Origin of the sequence: Streptomyces sp. NPDC018031 (assembly GCF_044327625.1) — a bacterium.
GTDB lineage: Bacteria > Actinomycetota > Actinomycetes > Streptomycetales > Streptomycetaceae > Streptomyces.
Genome location: NZ_JBIRFT010000007.1, coordinates 280,678 through 298,399 on the forward strand (window position 1 = coordinate 280,678; position 17,722 = coordinate 298,399).

General features: G+C 73.7%; 12 protein-coding genes and 1 pseudogene. 7 read left to right on the forward strand and 6 right to left on the reverse strand.

Annotated elements, in window-relative coordinates; all coding sequences use genetic code 11:
• Positions 1–672: 672 nt before the first annotated feature.
• A pseudogene (locus tag ACH4B3_RS19200) lies at positions 673–2,904 on the forward strand (ComEC/Rec2 family competence protein); the annotation flags it as partial.
• A 174-nt stretch (positions 2,905–3,078) separates the two neighbouring features.
• Here the strand turns inward: ACH4B3_RS19200 and ACH4B3_RS19205 are convergent.
• Complete coding sequence (locus tag ACH4B3_RS19205; RefSeq protein ID WP_398464046.1) at positions 3,079–3,549, reverse strand: pyridoxamine 5'-phosphate oxidase family protein; 471 nt, start codon at positions 3,547–3,549, stop codon at positions 3,079–3,081.
• A 204-nt stretch (positions 3,550–3,753) separates the two neighbouring features.
• The gene (locus ACH4B3_RS19210; protein ID WP_398464047.1) at positions 3,754–4,002 is read right to left on the reverse strand and encodes a hypothetical protein; all 249 of its coding nucleotides are present in this window, start codon (positions 4,000–4,002) and stop codon (positions 3,754–3,756) included.
• Positions 4,003–4,057: 55 nt separating this feature from the next.
• Here ACH4B3_RS19210 and holA point away from each other — a divergent pair, with 55 nt between their 5' ends.
• Positions 4,058–5,050 (forward strand): DNA polymerase III subunit delta, encoded by a 993-nt coding sequence (gene holA / locus ACH4B3_RS19215; protein ID WP_398464048.1) that lies wholly within the window; start codon positions 4,058–4,060, stop codon positions 5,048–5,050.
• Positions 5,051–5,893: 843 nt separating this feature from the next.
• Here the strand turns inward: holA and ACH4B3_RS19220 are convergent.
• Together ACH4B3_RS19220 and rpsT are read right to left on the reverse strand one after the other, a co-directional pair.
• A complete protein-coding gene (locus tag ACH4B3_RS19220; protein WP_398464049.1) occupies positions 5,894–6,862 on the reverse strand; it encodes a hypothetical protein in 969 nt (322 codons plus the stop codon).
• 277 nt (positions 6,863–7,139) lie between these two features.
• Positions 7,140–7,406 (reverse strand): 30S ribosomal protein S20, encoded by a 267-nt coding sequence (gene rpsT, locus ACH4B3_RS19225; protein ID WP_398464050.1) that lies wholly within the window; start codon positions 7,404–7,406, stop codon positions 7,140–7,142.
• Between the two features lie 245 nt (positions 7,407–7,651).
• On the opposite strand from rpsT, the gene lepA reads away from it, so the two are divergent.
• From lepA to hemW, 3 genes are all read left to right on the forward strand, one after another.
• Complete coding sequence (gene lepA, locus ACH4B3_RS19230) at positions 7,652–9,523, forward strand: translation elongation factor 4 (RefSeq protein ID WP_398464051.1); 1,872 nt, start codon at positions 7,652–7,654, stop codon at positions 9,521–9,523.
• Between the two features lie 322 nt (positions 9,524–9,845).
• Positions 9,846–11,732 carry an AMP-dependent synthetase/ligase gene (locus ACH4B3_RS19235; protein WP_398464052.1) on the forward strand — a complete coding sequence of 629 codons (1,887 nt, stop codon included), beginning with the start codon at positions 9,846–9,848 and terminating at the stop codon, positions 11,730–11,732.
• A gap of 404 nt (positions 11,733–12,136) precedes the next feature.
• Positions 12,137–13,369 (forward strand): radical SAM family heme chaperone HemW, encoded by a 1,233-nt coding sequence (gene hemW / locus ACH4B3_RS19240; protein ID WP_398464053.1) that lies wholly within the window; start codon positions 12,137–12,139, stop codon positions 13,367–13,369.
• Between the two features lie 260 nt (positions 13,370–13,629).
• Here hemW and ACH4B3_RS19245 read toward each other — a convergent pair whose 3' ends face one another.
• Together ACH4B3_RS19245 and ACH4B3_RS19250 are read right to left on the reverse strand one after the other, a co-directional pair.
• On the reverse strand, positions 13,630–14,451 hold the full coding sequence (locus tag ACH4B3_RS19245; protein WP_398464054.1) for a DUF3097 domain-containing protein: 822 nt from the start codon (positions 14,449–14,451) through the stop codon (positions 13,630–13,632).
• A 57-nt stretch (positions 14,452–14,508) separates the two neighbouring features.
• Complete coding sequence (locus ACH4B3_RS19250) at positions 14,509–15,273, reverse strand: MBL fold metallo-hydrolase (protein ID WP_398464055.1); 765 nt, start codon at positions 15,271–15,273, stop codon at positions 14,509–14,511.
• 287 nt (positions 15,274–15,560) lie between these two features.
• Here ACH4B3_RS19250 and hrcA point away from each other — a divergent pair, with 287 nt between their 5' ends.
• Both hrcA and dnaJ read left to right on the forward strand, forming a co-directional pair.
• Positions 15,561–16,577 carry a heat-inducible transcriptional repressor HrcA gene (hrcA, locus tag ACH4B3_RS19255; RefSeq protein WP_398464056.1) on the forward strand — a complete coding sequence of 339 codons (1,017 nt, stop codon included), beginning with the start codon at positions 15,561–15,563 and terminating at the stop codon, positions 16,575–16,577.
• Complete coding sequence (gene dnaJ, locus ACH4B3_RS19260; protein ID WP_398464057.1) at positions 16,578–17,711, forward strand: molecular chaperone DnaJ; 1,134 nt, start codon at positions 16,578–16,580, stop codon at positions 17,709–17,711.
• The last annotated feature ends 11 nt before the right edge of the window (positions 17,712–17,722 follow it).

Consider the following 17,722-nt stretch of genomic DNA (forward strand, 5'->3'; position numbering starts at 1 on the left):
GTGTCACCGCTGGGGGCGTCCGACCCCCGCCAGGAGGGCCCTGCCGACCTCCGGCTCGTCTTCCCCGCGCTCGCGGCGTGGATCGCCGCCGCACTGGCGCTCGGTTCGTCGTCCGGCGGTGCGGTGGCGTCCGCTTGCGCCGCGGCCCTGGTCGCCGGGGTCGGGCTGCTGTGCTGGGATTACCGTCGCGGACGGGCCGCCCCCGGCCCGACTGCTCGAATCCAGGCGGGGCAGCGACCGGGACGCCCGCGGCCCGGGGGCACCCATGCCGCACGCGCCGACGCACCGGACGGTGAGACCGGACCGCTCGCCGCCGCGGAAGGCGAGGCTGAGGAGACCTGCGGGGCCGGGGCCGGCGCCGTCCGGGTGGGGGAAACCGGTGCCGGTGCGCGGCGGGTGCGCGGGGGCGGTGCCGCGCGGATCCGGGTAGCAGGCGGCACTCCGCGGGGCGGGGCGGGCGGCGCTGGTGCCGACCAGGGGCAGGCGGACGATGTGGGGGCCGGCCGGGGGATGGCGGATGGCGCCGGAGGCGAGCGGGTGCGCGGGGACGTCGCCGGCCGGAGCGGGGCGCCAGGTGGCACCGGGCTCACTCGTCCGCCCGCTCCCGGGGCCGGCCGGGTGCGGGCGGACGGGGACAGCGCCGGGCGGCGCGGGGCGGGGGTGGCCCTCGCCATGGCTCTGCTCTGTGCCTCGGCCGCCGCCGCGGTGGCCGGTCTGCACTCGGCGGAACTGCGCCGCGGACCACTGCCCGTCCTCGCCGGCCGGTACTCCGAGGCGACGGTCGAGCTGACGGTCACGGGCGACCCCCGCCAGGCCCGCCTCCCGGTGGGCGGTGCGACGTCCGCACCGACCACGGTGGTCCTCAGAGCCGAGGCCACCCGGATCACCGCACCCGACGGCACGGTCTCCACCAACCGTTCCCCCGTACTGGTCACGATCCGGCCCCGCCCCGGGGCCGAGGCGTCCTGGCTCGCCCTGTTGCCCTCCACTCGGCTGCGGGTCTCCGCCCGGCTGGCGCCTCCGCTGCGGGAAGCCGAGCCGTACGCCGCGGTCCTCCGGGTCCGCGGCGGAGGACCGCCCCGGGTCACCGGTGACCCCAACGCGCTGCAACGCACGGCCGGGCGGCTCCGCGCCGGGCTGCGCACCGCGACCGACGGGCTGGGGGCGGATGCCCGGGCACTGTTGCCCGGCCTGGTGGTCGGGGACACCTCCCGGCTGCCGGCCGAGCTCGACGAAGCGTTCCGCGCGACCGACCTGGCCCACCTGTTGGCGGTCAGCGGCAGCAACCTCACGCTCCTGCTGGTGCTGCTCGTCGGCCCACCGCACCTCGCGGCGCGCGCCGAGCGGCGAGGTCTCGCCGGACGCCTCGGCATCCCGCTGCGCACCACCGCCCTGCTGGGCGGCCTCCTCACCCTGGCCTTCGTCGTGGTCTGCCGCCCGGACCCCAGTGTGCTGCGCGCGGCGGCCTGCGGGCTGATCACCCTGCTCGCGATCGGCACCGGCCGACGCCGTTCCCTGCTTCCCGCGCTGGCGGCCGCCGTGCTGGCCCTGGTCCTCTACGACCCGTGGCTGTCCCGTAGCCCCGGCTTCCTGCTGTCCGTCCTGGGGACCGCCGCGCTGCTCACCCTCGCGCCCGGTTGGAGCGCCGCGCTGTGCCGCCGTGGGGTACCGCCGCGGCTCGCCGAGATGCTGGCCGCGGCCCTCGCCGCCCAGGCCGTCTGCGCGCCGGTCATCGTGATGCTTTCGGCCCGGGTGAGCCTGGTGGCGATCCCCTGCAACCTGCTCGCCGAGCTCGCGGTGGGCCCGGCCACCGTGCTCGGGTTCGCCGCCCTCGCGACCGCGCCATGGGCGATGCCGGTCGCCGAGGTCTTCGGCCGGCTGGCGGGCTGGCCGGCCGAGTGGATCGCGGCCGTGGCCCGGACCGGTGCCGGCCTGCCCGGCGCCGAGGCGGGCTGGCCGGGCGGCTGGGGCGGCGCGCTGCTGCTGGTGGCGGCCACCGGCGTGGCCGTGCTGGTGGTGCGGAGCGTGCCGTGGCGTCCGTGGGTCTGCGCGGCCGGGGCGCTGCTGCTGATGATCGTGCTGCTGCGGCCCGCTCCACTGGCCCGGGTCGTCACCGGCTGGCCGCCGCCCGGCTGGCGGATGGTCGCCTGCGACGTCGGTCAGGGAGACGCGCTGGTGCTGGCCGCGGGCGACGGCGCGGGCGTGGTGGTGGACGCCGGACCGGAGCCGCGCGCCGTCGACCGGTGCCTGCGCTCTCTGGGCATCGTCCGGGTCCCGCTGGTGGTGCTGACCCACTTCCACGCCGACCATGTCACCGGCCTGCCCGGCGTACTGCGCGGCCGGTCGGTCGGGGCGATCGAGACCACCGGCCTGGCGGAGCCGCCGGACCAGGCGGAGTACGTCCGCAGACAGGCGCGGGCCGCGGACATCCCGGTGATCACCGCCACCCCGGGGGAGCGGCGGCGGGTGGGCCCGCTGTCCTGGGAAGTGCTGTGGCCGCCGGCCCCTTCCGCCGGCCCGGCGGGCGCGGCCGCGGCGGTCACCGCCACGGAGGAGCCGAACGACGCGAGCGTCACCCTGCTGGTCCGCACGGCCGGGCTGACCCTGCTGCTCCTCGGCGACCTCGAACCCCCGGCCCAGCGGGGCCTGCTGGCCGCCTACCCGGAGCTGCCGACGATGGACGTGGTGAAGGTCGCCCACCACGGCTCCGCCTATCAGGACCCGGAGTTGATGCGGCGACTGAAGCCCAGGCTGGCCGTCATCTCCTGCGGTGCCCGGAACCTCTACGGGCACCCGTCCCCGCGGACCCTCGCCGCGCTCCGGAGCCACGGGGCGGCCGTGGTCCGCACCGACACCGACGGCGCGATCGCCGTCATCGGGTCAGGGGCGGGCCTGCGGGCCTCGGTCACCGGCGGCAGACACGGCAACCGGCGCCGAAGGCCCCCGGGAACGCCACGCGGTGCCGCCGGAGGCGGAGGCCGAAGCCGGCGCGCCCCCGCCGACACCCGTCCGGCGTACCGGGGTCCCGGAGCCGTTCCGCCGGCCCGCCGCTGGGGCCGATGGCGGCGCGTGCCGCGGTCAGACCACCCAGACACCGTTCCGCATCAGGTGCCGCCCGGCCATCTCGTGTTCCTCGTGCCACGCCTGCACGCCGGTCAGCAGGACCTTGAAGTACTGGTAGGAGGAGCCGTTCCCCGGGTTGCGGGGGTCCCACCGCGCCTTGGCCGCGAACGCGTCACCCGTCCGCTGCGGGATGGCGTCCCGGGGAATGATCTCCGTCACCCGTCCGTCGAGGATCACCACGTCCCGCGTGTGCCCGAACGACAGCCGCACCCGGCGGGTCTCCTGGAGGTTCCGGCCGGTCGGGTTGGTCGCGCGGGTGGAGAGCCACACCGTCTGCCCGTCCCAGAGGAACGACAGCGGCACCAGGCAGGGGGTGCCCGTCTTGTCAGCCGAGGCGACCCAGATGTCCTCCTCGCGCGCCAGCCGGTCCAGGACGTCGTGCTTGCGCTGCTCCTGGCTGCGCACCGGCGCCGATTCCACCGTCATCTTCCACTCCCTCGTGCGGCGTCCCGTGCGGGCCGCGCTGCTCGCACGCTAGCGAGGTCCGCCGCGCGGTCGCCTCGGGCGGAAGAAGGAGCCGTGGCGGGCGGCTGCGGCCAGGGAACTACGTCTCCGGTCCGAGGACGCCGCGGAGCGGGGACCGGTGCGGCGCCGGTGCGAGGCCGTGGCCGGCGGGCCTCCCGCGGGGTGTCAGCCGGGGTAGTCCTCCAGCCAGCCGTCGTACCCCTCCGCCAGCTCGTGCAGTTCCGTCTCGGCCAGCCGTCCCGCCGGGTCCTCCACGACGACCAGCCACTGCGCGTCCTCGGCGTCGTCCTCCCCGGCCAGGGCGTCGCGGACCAGCCGGGGTTCGTCGGTCCACGGGAAACGCCGGGTCAGCGCGTCGGCCACCTCTTCGGCCGCGTCGCGGTCGGGCAGCACCAGGACGTGTCGTTCCTTCACCGCAGCATTGTCCGTCAGCCGGAGCTGTCGGTGGCACGTGGGATGCTGGTCGGCGATGGCCAGGAAGAGTACGACCGACAACCCGCTCGCCCCCGTGACCCTCGCCGTGGGACAGGAGGACCTCCTCCTGGACCGCGCGGTGCAGGAGGTCGTCGCGGCGGCCCGCGCCGCCGACCCGGACACCGATGTCCGGGACCTCGCCCCCGACGCGCTGCAGCCCGGCACGCTGGCCGAGCTGACCAGCCCGTCGCTCTTCGCCGAGCGGAAGGTCGTGGTGGTGCGCAACGCCCAGGACCTGTCCGCCGACACCATCAAGGACGTGAAGGGCTACCTCGGTGCGCCGGCCGAGGAGATCACGCTGGTGCTGCTGCACGCGGGCGGAGCCAAGGGGAAGGGGCTGCTGGACGCGGCGCGCAAGGCGGGGGCGCGGGAGGTCGCCTGCCCGAAGATGACCAAGCCCGCCGACCGGTTGGCGTTCGTCCGTACGGAGTTCCGGGCCACCGGCCGTTCGGCGACCCCGGAGGCGTGCCAGGCGCTGGTGGACGCCATCGGCAGCGATCTGCGGGAGCTGGCCAGTGCCTGTGCCCAACTGGTCGCCGACATCGAGGGCACCATCGACGAGGCGGTGGTGGCCCGCTACTACACCGGGCGGGCGGAGGCGTCGAGTTTCACCGTCGCCGACCGTGCCGTGGAGGGGCGTACCGCGGAGGCACTGGAGGCGCTGCGCTGGGCGGTGGCCACCGGCGTCGCACCCGTGCTGATCACCAGCGCTCTCGCTCAGGGCGTCCGGGCCATCGGCAAGCTGGCCTCCGCACCGCGCGGGGCCCGCCCCGCGGATCTGGCGCGTGACCTGGGCATGCCGCCGTGGAAGATCGACCGGGTGCGGCAGCAGATGCGCGGCTGGTCGGCGGACGGGGTGGCGGTGGCGCTGCGCGCGGTCGCGGAGGCGGACGCGGGCGTCAAGGGCGGCGGGGACGACCCCGAGTACGCCTTGGAGAAGGCCGTGGTCACCGTGGCGCGGGCGGCCCGGGCCGGCCGCGGACGCTGACCGCCGCGGGGTGCGCCCGCCCGCTGCGAGGAAAGTCTTGTTGCTCCGGTTGCTCCGGCTGCTCCGGTTGCCCGCGCTGGCACCGGTCCGGCCGTCGCACGGCGGGGACCTGCTGCCCGGGGGGCCCGCGTCGGCCGTCGTGCCGAGGAGGACCCGCTGTCACGGCTGACCGTGCCGGCCTCGACCCGTCCGCTGTGCGAGAGCCCGCTGCCCCGGCGGCCGGCGCCGGTGCGGCCGGGCGCCGTCCGGGTCGTCCGTGCCGAGAAGGGGCCGCGTCGCCCGCTGCAGTGCGGCCCCGCGCTGTTCGGGTTGTCCGAGCCGTCCGAGCCGTCCGAGCCGCTCGGGCCGTCGCGCACCGGCATCGGCTCGGCTGTTGTGCCGAGGACGACCTGCTGCCCCCGGCGACCCGTGCCTTCCGCCGCGCCGAGGAGGACCCGCTGGCCGGGCGGCCCAGGTAGGTGCGGCAGGGCGCTGACCCGGGGCGGTTAGTACAGCTGACCGGGGCGGTCCGTGCAGCTCCCCGGGGTCGGTCCGCACAGTTGCTCCCGCTTCCCGCTTCCCGCTTCCCGCTTCCCGCTTCCCGGGACGTCCGTACGGCTATCCGAGGGCGGGACGGTCCCTACGGCTGCTCCCGTACAAACGGTTGCTTCCGTACAAGGAGGATGCACACCGTCACGCGCCGGCCACCCCGTCACGCGCCGGTCACCCCGCCACGCGCCACGCGCCGGCCACCCCGCCACGCACCCCGGGGCCGGCCCCGGGCCGCTCCCGGGGCCGCCGCGGGCCGGGCAGCGGGCGTGGTGAGGCCCGGGCCGCCGGCCCCCCGGCGGGGTGTCCGCGGGGTTACTTCCCGGCGCCGAGCTTGCCCAGGGTGGCTTTGGCGCTCTTCTTCAGCATGGTCTCCACCTCGGCGCGGGTCGAGGCCATGTGCTCCGAGGAGTCGTAGTCCGAGTCGTAGTCGGAGTCGTAGTCGTCGTCCGACGAGGAACTGCTCGATACGTACTCCGACCACGTCAGGGAGTAGGTGAGCCAGCCGTCCCGGACGGCCAGGATCATGTACTCGCCGTTCGACTCGTCGCTGGACTCCTCGTCCTTGTCGAACTGGGTCACCAGGTACGCCTCGTCGCCGAGGCCGTCGACCTTCTTGACGGTGTAGCGGTACGTGCCGGACTTCTGGTCCTCGTAGGCGCGGTACTGCGCCTCGAACTCCGGTGCGGGGTCGGTCTTCTTGTGCAGCAGCGCGCTGCTGTAGACCCAGGCGTTGGAGTAGTCGTCGCTGCCGGCGTTGGCCGGCTCGAAGTCGATGTTGCAGTTCATCGTGTCGAGGGCGGCGTGCTCGGAACCGTAGAACTCCGGGTTCTTGTCCTTGTCCTCGTCCTCCGGTTCCTCCTTCTGGTACTCACCACCCTCGGTGAAGGCGGAGAAGTCGTTGGAGGAGCAGTAGTCGCCGGTGTACTGGTACCCGCCCAGTTCGGGCTCGGGGTCGCCCCCGAAACCGCCGGTGGCGAAGACCGCCCCGGCCCAGACCGCGGAGGCGGCCACCGCACCGCCGACGGCCCACAGCCAGCCCTTGCGCCCGCCGGCCGCGGCCGGCGGCGGCGGGACGCCGGGACCGTATCCCGGGGCGGCACCGCTCATCGGCATGCCGGGCATGGTGGGCTGGGAGTAGGGGTTGGGGACGGCGCCGGGGGCCATCCCGGGGGCGGGCTGCTGCGGAGGCACCTGTGCGTAGGGGTTGGGAGTCGGCGGCTGGCCCTGCGGCGGTTGTGCGGGCTGCTGGGCGTACGGATTGGGTTCCCCCGGTATGGACATGCGCGAAGGGTACCCGAACGCCTACAGCGCGAAGACCCCGCGTGCGTCCTGGGGAAAGGACGACCGCGAGGTCTTCGTCACGTACGGCGGGTTCCGCGCGTACGCCCTGTGCTGTGTGCGCCGCACCCGCGTGGCGAACGCAGGCCGCGTGCGGCGCGATGTCACTGCTCGCAGGAGGATCCTTCGGACGCCCTGCGGAGTGCCGGTCGGAGCGGGTGAGAGGGACCGCTGTATGCCCGTCCCGGCAGGGGGCTCACGCCCCGGGGTGAAGCTCGGGTCAGCCCTTGAGGGTGGCGACCTGCTGCGCCAGCGCCGACTTCTTGTTGGCGGCGGCGTTCTTGTGGATCACGCCCTTGCTGGCGGCCTTGTCGAGCTTCTTGGCGGCCTCGCGGCTGGCGACGGTGGCCTTCTCGAGGTCACCGGCGGCCACGGCCTCGCGGGCCTTGCGGACGGCGGTCTTGACCGAGGACTTGACGGCCTTGTTGCGCAGGCGCGCCTTCTCGTTGGTCTTGTTCCGCTTGATCTGGGACTTGATGTTCGCCACGAATGAGCCTTTTCAGGTTCGACTGGAATTTCGGAGCGCCTCCGCCGGGGCGCTTGGGGCACCCTTGCCGAGGCACTGGTGGGTGTCCCTGCCGGACACCCGTCGCGCCTCGCGCTGAGAGGGCAAGAGGCACAGTGAGCCAGGCTACCAGCAGCCTCTGCGGCGTCCCAAACCGGTCACTCGCGGCCAGTCATGGGACGATGGGGGGAACAACACCCGAGTCCCGCCTAGACACAGGACGCTGCGTGCCCGCGACCCCTACCCATGTGCCGGAGCCAAGCCGCACCGACCCGGCGCACATCCGCAACTTCTGCATCATCGCGCACATCGACCACGGCAAGTCCACGCTCGCCGACCGGATGCTCCAGCTCACCGGCGTGGTCGAGCAGCGACAGATGCGCGCGCAGTACCTCGACCGCATGGACATCGAGCGCGAGCGCGGCATCACGATCAAGTCCCAGGCGGTGCGTCTGCCCTGGGCGCCCCTGTCTGGGGAGGCCGCGGGTACCACCCACATCCTCAACATGATCGACACCCCGGGGCACGTGGACTTCACCTACGAGGTCTCGCGTTCGCTCGCGGCCTGTGAGGGCACCGTCCTCCTGGTCGACGCGGCCCAGGGCATCGAGGCCCAGACCCTCGCCAACCTCTACCTGGCGATGGAGAACGACCTCACGATCATCCCCGTGCTGAACAAGATCGACCTACCGGCCGCCCAGCCGGAGAAGTTCTCCGAGGAACTGGCCGGTCTCATCGGCTGCGACCCGGAGGACGTCCTCAGGGTCTCCGCGAAGACCGGTATCGGCGTCGAGGCGCTGCTGGACCGGGTCGTCGAGCGGGTCCCGGCCCCGGTCGGGGTCGCCGACGCGCCCGCCCGCGCGATGATCTTCGACTCGGTGTACGACTCCTACCGCGGCGTGGTCACCTACGTCCGGGTGGTGGACGGCCAGCTGTCCAAGCGCGAGCGCATCCGGATGATGTCCACCGGGGCCACCCACGAGCTCCTGGAGATCGGCACCAACTCCCCGGAGATGCTGCCCGCGGACGGTCTGGGCGTCGGCGAGGTCGGTTACCTGATCACCGGCGTGAAGGACGTCCGCCAGTCCAAGGTGGGTGACACGATCACCCAGCAGTCGGGCGGGGCCACCGAGGCGCTCGGCGGCTACAAGGACCCCAAGCCGATGGTGTTCTCCGGGCTGTACCCGCTGGACGGCTCGGACTACCCCGACCTCCGTGAGGCCCTGGACAAGCTGCAGCTCAACGACGCCGCGCTGGTCTACGAGCCGGAGACCTCGGCGGCGCTCGGCTTCGGCTTCCGGGTCGGCTTCCTCGGCCTGCTGCACCTGGACGTGATCCGGGAGCGGCTGGAGCGCGAGTTCGGCCTGGACCTGATCGCCACCGCCCCCAACGTGGTCTACCGGGTGCTCATGGAGGACGGCAGCGAGCACATCGTCACCAACCCCAGCGAGTTCCCCGAGGGCAAGCTCTCCGAGGTCTACGAGCCGGTGGTGCGGGCCACGATCCTGGCGCCGAGCGAGTTCATCGGCTCGATCATGGAGCTGTGCCAGACCCGCCGCGGCACCCTGCTCGGGATGGACTACCTCTCCGAGGACCGGGTCGAGATCCGCTACACGCTGCCGCTCGCCGAGATCGTCTTCGACTTCTTCGACCAGCTGAAGTCCAAGACCCGCGGTTACGCCTCGCTGGACTACGAGCCCACCGGCGAGCAGACCTCGCAGCTGGTGAAGGTGGACATCCTGCTCCACGGCGACAAGGTCGACGCCTTCTCCGCGATCACCCACAAGGACCAGGCGTACGCCTACGGTGTCCGGCTGGTGGCCAAGCTGCGCGAGCTGATCCCGCGGCAGAGCTTCGAGGTGCCGGTGCAGGCGGCGATCGGCTCCCGGGTGATCGCCCGCGAGACCATCCGCGCCATCCGCAAGGACGTCCTCGCCAAGTGCTACGGCGGTGACATCTCCCGTAAGCGGAAGCTGCTGGAGAAGCAGAAGGAAGGCAAGAAGCGGATGAAGATGGTCGGCTCCGTGGAGGTGCCGCAGGAGGCCTTCATCGCGGTGCTGTCCAGCGACGACTCCGGCCAGAGCAAGGGCAAGAAGTAGCGGTCGGCGGTTCCGCCCGAGGGGCCCGGTGCGCCGCGCCGGGCCCCTCGGGCGTGTCCGTCGCGGCGGGCTCAGGCGCGGGCGGCGGCGGACGCCGGCCCCCGCCGCCCGTGCGGAGTCCGCGGCGGCGGGCCGGGCCCGGGCCGGGCGTGCGCCGTCCGCGGCGGTCGCCTCACGCCCGGCCCGGACCTGCCGGAAACTCGGTCACACCTTGAACAACGTCGGTCTGAACTCTTACCAACGCGGGGCACGGCCTCTACGCTGACCCTGCTCGAATGTTACTCGCGAGTCATAAGCACTGAGGCGGGCCCCGGAGGATGCCGTGACCGACACACAGACGCTGCTTGACAACCGGCCGCCGTCGCTGGCCACCCTGTTTCTCCAGCGGGTCGAGGAAACGCCGGAGACCGAGGCATTCCGCTACCCCGTGCCCGCCGCCTCCGGCGAGGGCCGGGACGACTGGACGCCGCTGACCTGGCGCCAGACCGCGGACCGGGTGTTCGCCATGGCGGCCGGTCTCATGGCGCTCGGCGTCCGTCCCGAGGAGCGCGTGGCGATCGCGTCCGGTACCCGGATCGAATGGGTCCTCACCGACCTGGCGGTGCTCTGCGCCGGAGCCGCGACCACCACGGTCTACCCCAGCACCAACGCCGAGGAGACCGCCTTCATCCTCTCCGACTCCGGTAGCCGGGTGCTGATCGCCGAGGACGCCGGCCAGCTGGCCAAGGCCCGCGAGAAGCGCGCGGAGCTCCCCGAGCTGAGCCACGTCGTGGTGATCGAGGGCGCGGACGCGGTGCCGGCCGAGGGTGACCCGGACGGCTGGGTGCTCTCCCTCGCCGAGCTGGAGAAGCGTGGGCTGGCCCTGCTGGACGAGCAGCCGGACGTGGTGCGGGAGCAGGTGGGAGCGCTCCGCGCGGACCAGCTCGCCACGCTCATCTACACCTCCGGCACCACCGGCCGCCCCAAGGGCGTGCGGCTCTCGCACGACGCCTGGTCCTACATGGCGGTCGCGATCGGCAACATCAACCTGCTCAAGCCGGACGACCTCCAGTACCTCTGGCTGCCGCTGGCCCATGTGTTCGGCAAGGTGCTCACCGCCGGGCAGATCTACGTCGGCCACTCGACCGCCGTCGACGGCCGTATCGACAAGATCATCGAGAACCTGCCGGTGGTCCGCCCCACGTACATGTGCGCCGTGCCGCGCATCTTCGAGAAGGTCTACAACGGTGTCGCCGCCAAGGCCCGGGCGGGCGGCGCGGCGAAGTACAAGATCTTCCAGTGGGCGGCCGGGGTCTCCCGCGAGTACGCCCAGGTCTACCAGGACAACTTCCGCCGCACCGGCACCGGCAGTGTGCCGGTGGGCCTGCGGACCAAGCACGCCCTCGCGGACAAGCTCGTCTACACGAAGCTGCGCGAGGCGTTCGGCGGGCGACTGCGCGCCGCCGTCTCCGGCTCCGCCTCCCTCGCCCCCGACATCGGTTTCTTCTTCGCGGGCGCCGGGATAAACATCCTGGAGGGCTACGGGATGACCGAGTCCAGCGCGGCGAGCTTCCTCAACCCCGAGAACTACCGCACCGGCACCGTCGGCAAGGCGCTGCCCGGGCTGGAGGTGCGCATCGCCGACGACGGCGAGATCCTGATGCGCGGCCCCGGCATCATGCAGGGCTACCACGGCCAGCCGGAGAAGACCGCCGAGGTGCTGGAGCCGGACGGCTGGCTGCACACCGGTGACATCGGCGAGCTCTCGCCGGACGGCTACCTGCGGATCACCGACCGCAAGAAGGACCTGATCAAGACCTCCGGCGGCAAGTACGTGGCGCCGGCCGAGGTGGAGGGGCAGTTCAAGGCGGTCTGCCCGTACGTCTCGAACATCCTGGTGCACGGCGCCGACCGCAACTACTGCACCGCGCTGATCGCCCTCGACGAGCCCTCGATCCTGGCCTGGGCCGCGGAGAACGGTCTGGAGGGCAGGACCTACACCGAGGTCGTCGCCACCAAGGAGGTCAACGAGCTGATCGAGGGCTACGTCCAGCAGCTCAACGCCGGTCTCCAGCGCTGGCAGACGATCAAGAAGTTCCGGCTGCTGCCGCGCGACCTGGACGTCGAGCACGGCGAACTGACCCCGAGCCTGAAGCTCAAGCGCCCGGTGGTGGAGCGGGAGTACAAGGGCCTGATCGAGGAGATGTACGCCGGCGCCCGGGAGGCGTGACCGCCGGGCGCTCCCCGGCGCCCTCCTCTCCTCCTCCCTCCCCTCCCTCCCCTCCCTCTCTTCCCACTCCTCCCTCTCTGGCTTTCCTCCCCTCCTCCGTCGCCTTCCGCACCCCTCCGGTCGCGCCGGTCAGGCCCCCGCCGGGCCGGGCCGGCGCCGAACGGGCGGGCGGGGCCACCGCTCAGCCCCGCCCGTCCCCGTCCCTGTCCCCGTCGCGGAGCCCGTGGCCGCCAGGGGGCCGGTCCGGCGCTGCGCTGCCGGAGCGACTGTCCCGGTCGTGGCGCCCCCCGTTCGGTTCCGGGCGCCCGGGTCCGGCTGCGCTGCCGCAGCGCCCGTCCCCGTCGCGGTCCCCCGCCGTCGCCAGGCGTGCCGGCGGGTCCCCGCGATGCCGGACAATGGGACGTATGCCTTCCGTACTGCCCGATGGTGAGCCCGTGCCCGACGACGGGGCGCTGCCCCGCCATGCGCTGGACGGTGCCGCCGGGCGGCCGCTCGGCTTCTATCTGCATGTGCCGTACTGCGCGTCCCGCTGCGGCTACTGCGACTTCAACACCTACACCGCCACCGAGCTGCGCGGCTCCGGCGGGGCGCTGGCCTCCCGGGACAACTACGCCGACACCCTCGTCGAGGAGGTCCGGCTCGCCCGCAAGGTGCTGGGCGACGACCCCCGGCCGGTCCGGACGGTCTTCGTCGGCGGCGGCACCCCCACCCTGCTGGACGCGGCGGACCTCGGCCGGATGCTCGCGGCGATCAGGGACGAGTTCGGGCTCGCGGACGACGCGGAGGTCACCACCGAGGCCAACCCCGACTCGGTCGATCCGCGCTACCTGGCCGAGCTGCGGGAGAGCGGATTCAACCGGGTCTCCTTCGGCATGCAGAGCGCCCGGCGCCATGTGCTGCGGGTGCTGGACCGCACCCACACGCCCGGCCGTCCCGAGGCGTGCGTGGCCGAGGCCCGGGCGGCCGGCTTCGAGCACGTCAACCTGGACCTGATCTACGGCACGCCGGGGGAGACCGACGACGACTGGCGCGCGTCGCTGGACGCGGCGCTCGGCGCCGGCCCGGACCATGTCTCGGCCTACGCGTTGATCATCGAGGAGGGCACCCAGCTGGCCCGGCGGATCCGCCGCGGCGAGGTGCCGATGACCGATGACGATGTGCACGCCGACCGCTACCTGATCACCGAGGAGACCCTGTCCGCGGCCGGCTTCGCCTGGTACGAGGTGTCCAACTGGGCCACCTCCGAGGCCGCACGCTGCCACCACAACGAGCTGTACTGGCGCGGCGCCGACTGGTGGGGCGCGGGACCCGGCGCGCACAGCCACATCGGCGGGGTGCGCTGGTGGAACGTGAAGCACCCCGGCGCATACGCCCAGGCGCTCGGCGAGGGGCGCTCGCCCGGCGCGGGCCGCGAGGTGCTGAGCGCGGAGGACCGCCGGGTGGAGCGGATCCTGCTGGAGCTGCGACTGGCCGAGGGCTGCCCGCTGGAGCTGCTGGCCCCGGCGGGGCAGCGGGCCGCGGCGCGCGCCGTACGGGACGGCCTGCTGGAGGACGGGCCGTACCGGGCGGGACGCGCGGTGCTGACGCTGCGCGGGCGGCTGCTGGCGGACGCGGTGGTGCGGGACCTGGTGGACTGACCGGCCGCCCCTGGCCGCCCCTGGCCGCCGCGCGGACCCCCTTGGCCGGCCCGGGCAGACCCCTGGCCCGCTCGGCCGCAACCGCCGGGCCCGCTCGGCCGGAACCGCCCGCCGGGCCCGCTCGGCCGGAACCGCCCGCCGGAACCGCCCGGGCGGCTCGGCCGGAACCCGCGAAGCCGACCGCTCCCGGGACCCGGTCCGCGGCGGCGCCGGGCCAGCCGGTCCCGGCCGGAACCCTGGGACCGGCCGCGCCGCCGTTCTCAGCCCGCGGTGACGTGGTCGATGAGCCGCTCCACCGCGCCCAGCAGCTCCGGTTCCAGGTCGCGGTAGGAGCGGACGGCGCCCAGGATCCGCTGCCAGGCGGCGCCGGTGTTCTCCGGCCAGCCCAGCGCCCGGCACACGCCGGTCTTCCAGTCCTGGCCGTGCGGGACGGCCGGCCAGCCCGCGATCCCCAGCGACGAGGGCTTCACCGCCTGCCAGATGTCGACGAAGGGGTGGCCGACGACCAGTACGTCCTCGCCGGTGACCCGGGCGGCGATGCGGGACTCCTTGGAGCCGGGCACCAGGTGGTCGACGAGCACGCCGAGCCGGGCGTCCGGGCCGGGGGAGAAGGCGCGGACGATCTCCGGGAGGTCGTCGACGCCCTCCAGGTACTCGACCACCACCCCCTCGATCCGCAGGTCGTCGCCCCAGACGCGCTCCACCAGCTCCGCGTCGTGCCGGCCCTCCACGTAGATGCGGCCCGCGCGGGCCACCCGGGCCCGGGCGCCGGGCACCGCGATGGAGCCGGACGCGGTCAGCCGGGGGCCGGCGGGCCCGGCGGCGGCCGGGCGCACCAGGGTGACCACCTTGCCCTCCAGCAGGAAGCCGCGCGGCTCCATCGGGAAGACCCGGTGTTTGCCGAACCGGTCCTCCAGGGTGACGGTGGGGCCCTGGGCGGTCTTCTCGCAGCGGATGACGGCGCCGCAGAAGCCGGTGCCGACCTCCTCGACCACCAGATCGGCCTCCGCGGGAACCTCCGGCACCGGGGCCTGCCGCTGCCACGGAGGGGTCAGGTCGGGGTCGTACCGTCTGCTGCGCACCGGCCGACGATACGAAAAAACGGCAGGCCGCGGTGGCGACACGCCGGTGGGCGGCGGTTACCGGTCACCGGCCGCCGGGGGTCCGCCGCCGGGCGTACCGGCCAGCTCGTCGCGTTGCGCGCGGACGAAGGCGGCGTCCACCACGGCGCCGTGGCCGGGCACGTACCGGGCGTCCTCGCCGCCGAGCGCGAGCAGCCGGTCCAGGGCGGCGGGCCAGCGGGCGGGGATCGCGTCCGGCCCGGCCTGCGGTTCGCCGGACTCCTCGACCAGGTCCCCGCAGAACACCACCTCGGGGGTGCCGGGGACCAGGACCGCGAGGTCGTGGCCGGTGTGGCCGGGGCCCACGTTGGCCAGCAGCACCCGGCGGCCGCCCAGGTCCACCACGAGCTCCCCGGACACCTCGTGGTGCGGGATCACCAGCAGGTCGGTGGCCTCCGCCGCGGTGTCGCCGGGCACCCCGTGCCGTTGGGCGTCCTCGCGCAGGTCGTCCCGCTCCCGGCGGAGCAGGTCGGCCATCCCGACGGCCGCGTACACCTCGCAGCCGGCGAACGCGGCGGTGCCCAGGACGTGGTCGAAGTGCGGGTGGGTGAGCACGACATGGGTGGGGCGCCGGCCGAAGAGCGCGGTGACCTCGCGGCGGATCATGGCCCCGTCGGCCAGCGTGGCGCCGGTGTCGATGACGAGTACGCCGTGTTCGCCCGCGACGGCGCCGATCGTCTCGTCCCAGCCGGGGAGCCGCCGGCGTACCACGCCGGGCGCGAGGCGCTCCCAGCCGGCCGGTTCGGCGGTGCGGTGCGCGGACGGTTCCGCAGTGCTGTCCATGGGGCAGACGCTAGCGCCCGGGGAGGGTGGCGGCACGGCCGGCGCCCGGCGGGCGGGGCGGTCCGGTGCCGCGGGGCGCGGGCCCTCCGGGAGCGGCCGACTCCACCGTGTGCGGTCCCGGTTGTGCCGTGCGCCGGGCCGTCCACCGGGGCTGGGACGGCTCTTGCCCCCGCCATGGGACCCGGCCGTACACTGACTCAGGAAGGATTTGGCACTCGGGGCAGCTGAGTGCCAGCGGGGCGGCCCTGAGAGCCCCACGGAGCCCGGCCGGGCAGGGAGGTGAGCGCGTGCTCAGCGAACGCAGACTCGAGGTGCTGCGCGCCATCGTCCAGGACTACGTCGGCACCGAGGAGCCGGTGGGGTCCAAGGCGCTCACCGAGCGGCACCGGCTGGGGGTGTCCCCGGCCACCGTGCGCAACGACATGGCGGCGCTGGAGGACGAGGGGTTCATCGCCCAGCCGCACACCAGCGCGGGCCGTATCCCGACCGACAAGGGCTACCGCCTCTTCGTGGACAAGCTCGCGGGCGTCAAGCCACTCTCCCAGGCGGAGCGCCGCGCCATCCAGAACTTCCTGGACGGGGCGGTCGACCTGGACGACGTGGTGGGGCGCACGGTGCGGCTGCTCGCGCAGCTGACCCGGCAGGTCGCGGTCGTGCAGTACCCGTCGCTCACCCGCTCCACCGTCCGGCATGTGGAACTCCTCGCGCTGGCGCCCGCCCGGGTCATGCTGGTGCTGATCACCGACACCGGCCGGGTCGAGCAGCGCATGGTGGACTGCCCGGCGCCGGTCGGCGAGACGGCCCTGGCGGACCTGCGGGCGCGGCTGAACAGCCGGGTCGTGGGGCGGCGCTTCGCCGACGTCCCGCAGCTGGTGCAGGACCTGCCGGAGTCGTTCGAGACGGAGGAGCGGGGCACCGTCTCGGCGGTGCTGGCGACCCTGCTGGAGACCCTGGTCGAGGAGACCGAGGAGCGGTTGATGATCGGCGGCACCGCCAATCTGACCCGCTTCGTACATGACTTTCCTCTCACCATCCGACCGGTGCTGGAAGCGCTGGAGGAGCAGGTCGTCCTGCTCAAGCTGCTGGGTGAGGCCAAGGATTCGGGCATGACCGTGCGCATCGGGCATGAGAACGCCCACGAGGGGCTGAACTCCACGTCCGTGGTCGCGGTCGGCTACGGTTCTGGCGACGAGGCGGTCGCGAAACTCGGCGTGGTCGGACCGACCCGCATGGACTACCCCGGAACGATGGGAGCGGTACGCGCAGTGGCACGTTACGTCGGACAGATCCTGGCGGAGTCGTAAGTGGCGACGGACTACTACGCAGTCCTGGGCGTGCGGCGTGATGCCTCACAGGACGAGATCAAGAAGGCGTTCCGCCGGCTCGCCCGGGAGCTGCACCCGGACGTCAACCCGGATCCCAAGACCCAGGAGCGGTTCAAGGAGATCAACGCCGCTTACGAGGTGCTGTCGGACCCGCAGAAGAAGCAGGTCTACGACCTCGGCGGCGACCCGCTGTCCAGCACCGGCGGCGCCGGCGCCGGTGGCTTCGGCGCGGGCTTCGGCAACTTCTCCGACATCATGGACGCGTTCTTCGGCACCGCCTCGCAGCGCGGCCCGCGTTCGCGTACCCGGCGGGGCCAGGACGCCATGATCCGGCTCGACATCGAGCTGGACGAGGCCGCGTTCGGCACCACCAAGGACATCCAGGTCGACACCGCCGTGGTGTGCACCACCTGCAGCGGCGAGGGCGCGGCCCCCGGGACCTCCGCCCAGACCTGTGACATGTGCCGCGGCCGCGGCGAGGTCTCGCAGGTGACGCGGTCCTTCCTGGGGCAGGTCATGACCTCCCGGCCGTGCCCGCAGTGCCAGGGCTTCGGCACGGTCGTCCCGACGCCGTGCCCGGAGTGCGCCGGTGACGGCCGGGTGCGGTCCCGCCGCACCCTCACGGTGAAGATCCCGGCGGGTGTCGACAACGGCACCCGGATCCAGCTGGCGGGCGAGGGCGAGGTCGGCCCCGGCGGCGGCCCGGCCGGCGACCTGTACGTCGAGATCCACGAGATCTCCCACCCGGTCTTCCAGCGCCGCGGGGACGATCTGCACTGCACGGTCACCATCCCGATGACCGCGGCGGCCCTGGGCACCAAGGTGCCGCTGGAGACGCTGGACGGTCTGGAGGAGGTCGACATCCGGCCCGGCACCCAGTCCGGCCAGTCGATCCCGCTGCACCAGCGCGGTGTGACGCATCTGCGCGGCGGCGGCCGCGGCGACCTCGTCGTGCACGTCGAGGTGCAGACGCCGAGCAAGCTCGACCCGGAGCAGGAGGAGCTGCTGCGGCGGCTCGCCAAGCTGCGCGGCGAGGAGCGACCGACGGGCGAGTTCAAGCCAGGCCAGCAGGGCTTGTTCTCGCGCCTGAAGGACGCGTTCAACGGGCGTTAGGGCCCACGGCC

What these genes read in the sequence shown, in the direction of transcription:
- ACH4B3_RS19205 (WP_398464046.1), bottom strand. Translation starts at nt 3,549, where the DNA reads ATGACGGTGGAATCGGCGCCGGTGCGCAGCCAGGAGCAGCGCAAGCAC.
- holA (WP_398464048.1), top strand. Translation starts at nt 4,058, where the DNA reads ATGGCCAGGAAGAGTACGACCGACAACCCGCTCGCCCCCGTGACCCTC.
- ACH4B3_RS19220 (WP_398464049.1), bottom strand. Translation starts at nt 6,862, where the DNA reads ATGTCCATACCGGGGGAACCCAATCCGTACGCCCAGCAGCCCGCACAA.
- hemW (WP_398464053.1), top strand. Translation starts at nt 12,137, where the DNA reads ATGCCTTCCGTACTGCCCGATGGTGAGCCCGTGCCCGACGACGGGGCG.
- ACH4B3_RS19250 (WP_398464055.1), bottom strand. Translation starts at nt 15,273, where the DNA reads ATGGACAGCACTGCGGAACCGTCCGCGCACCGCACCGCCGAACCGGCC.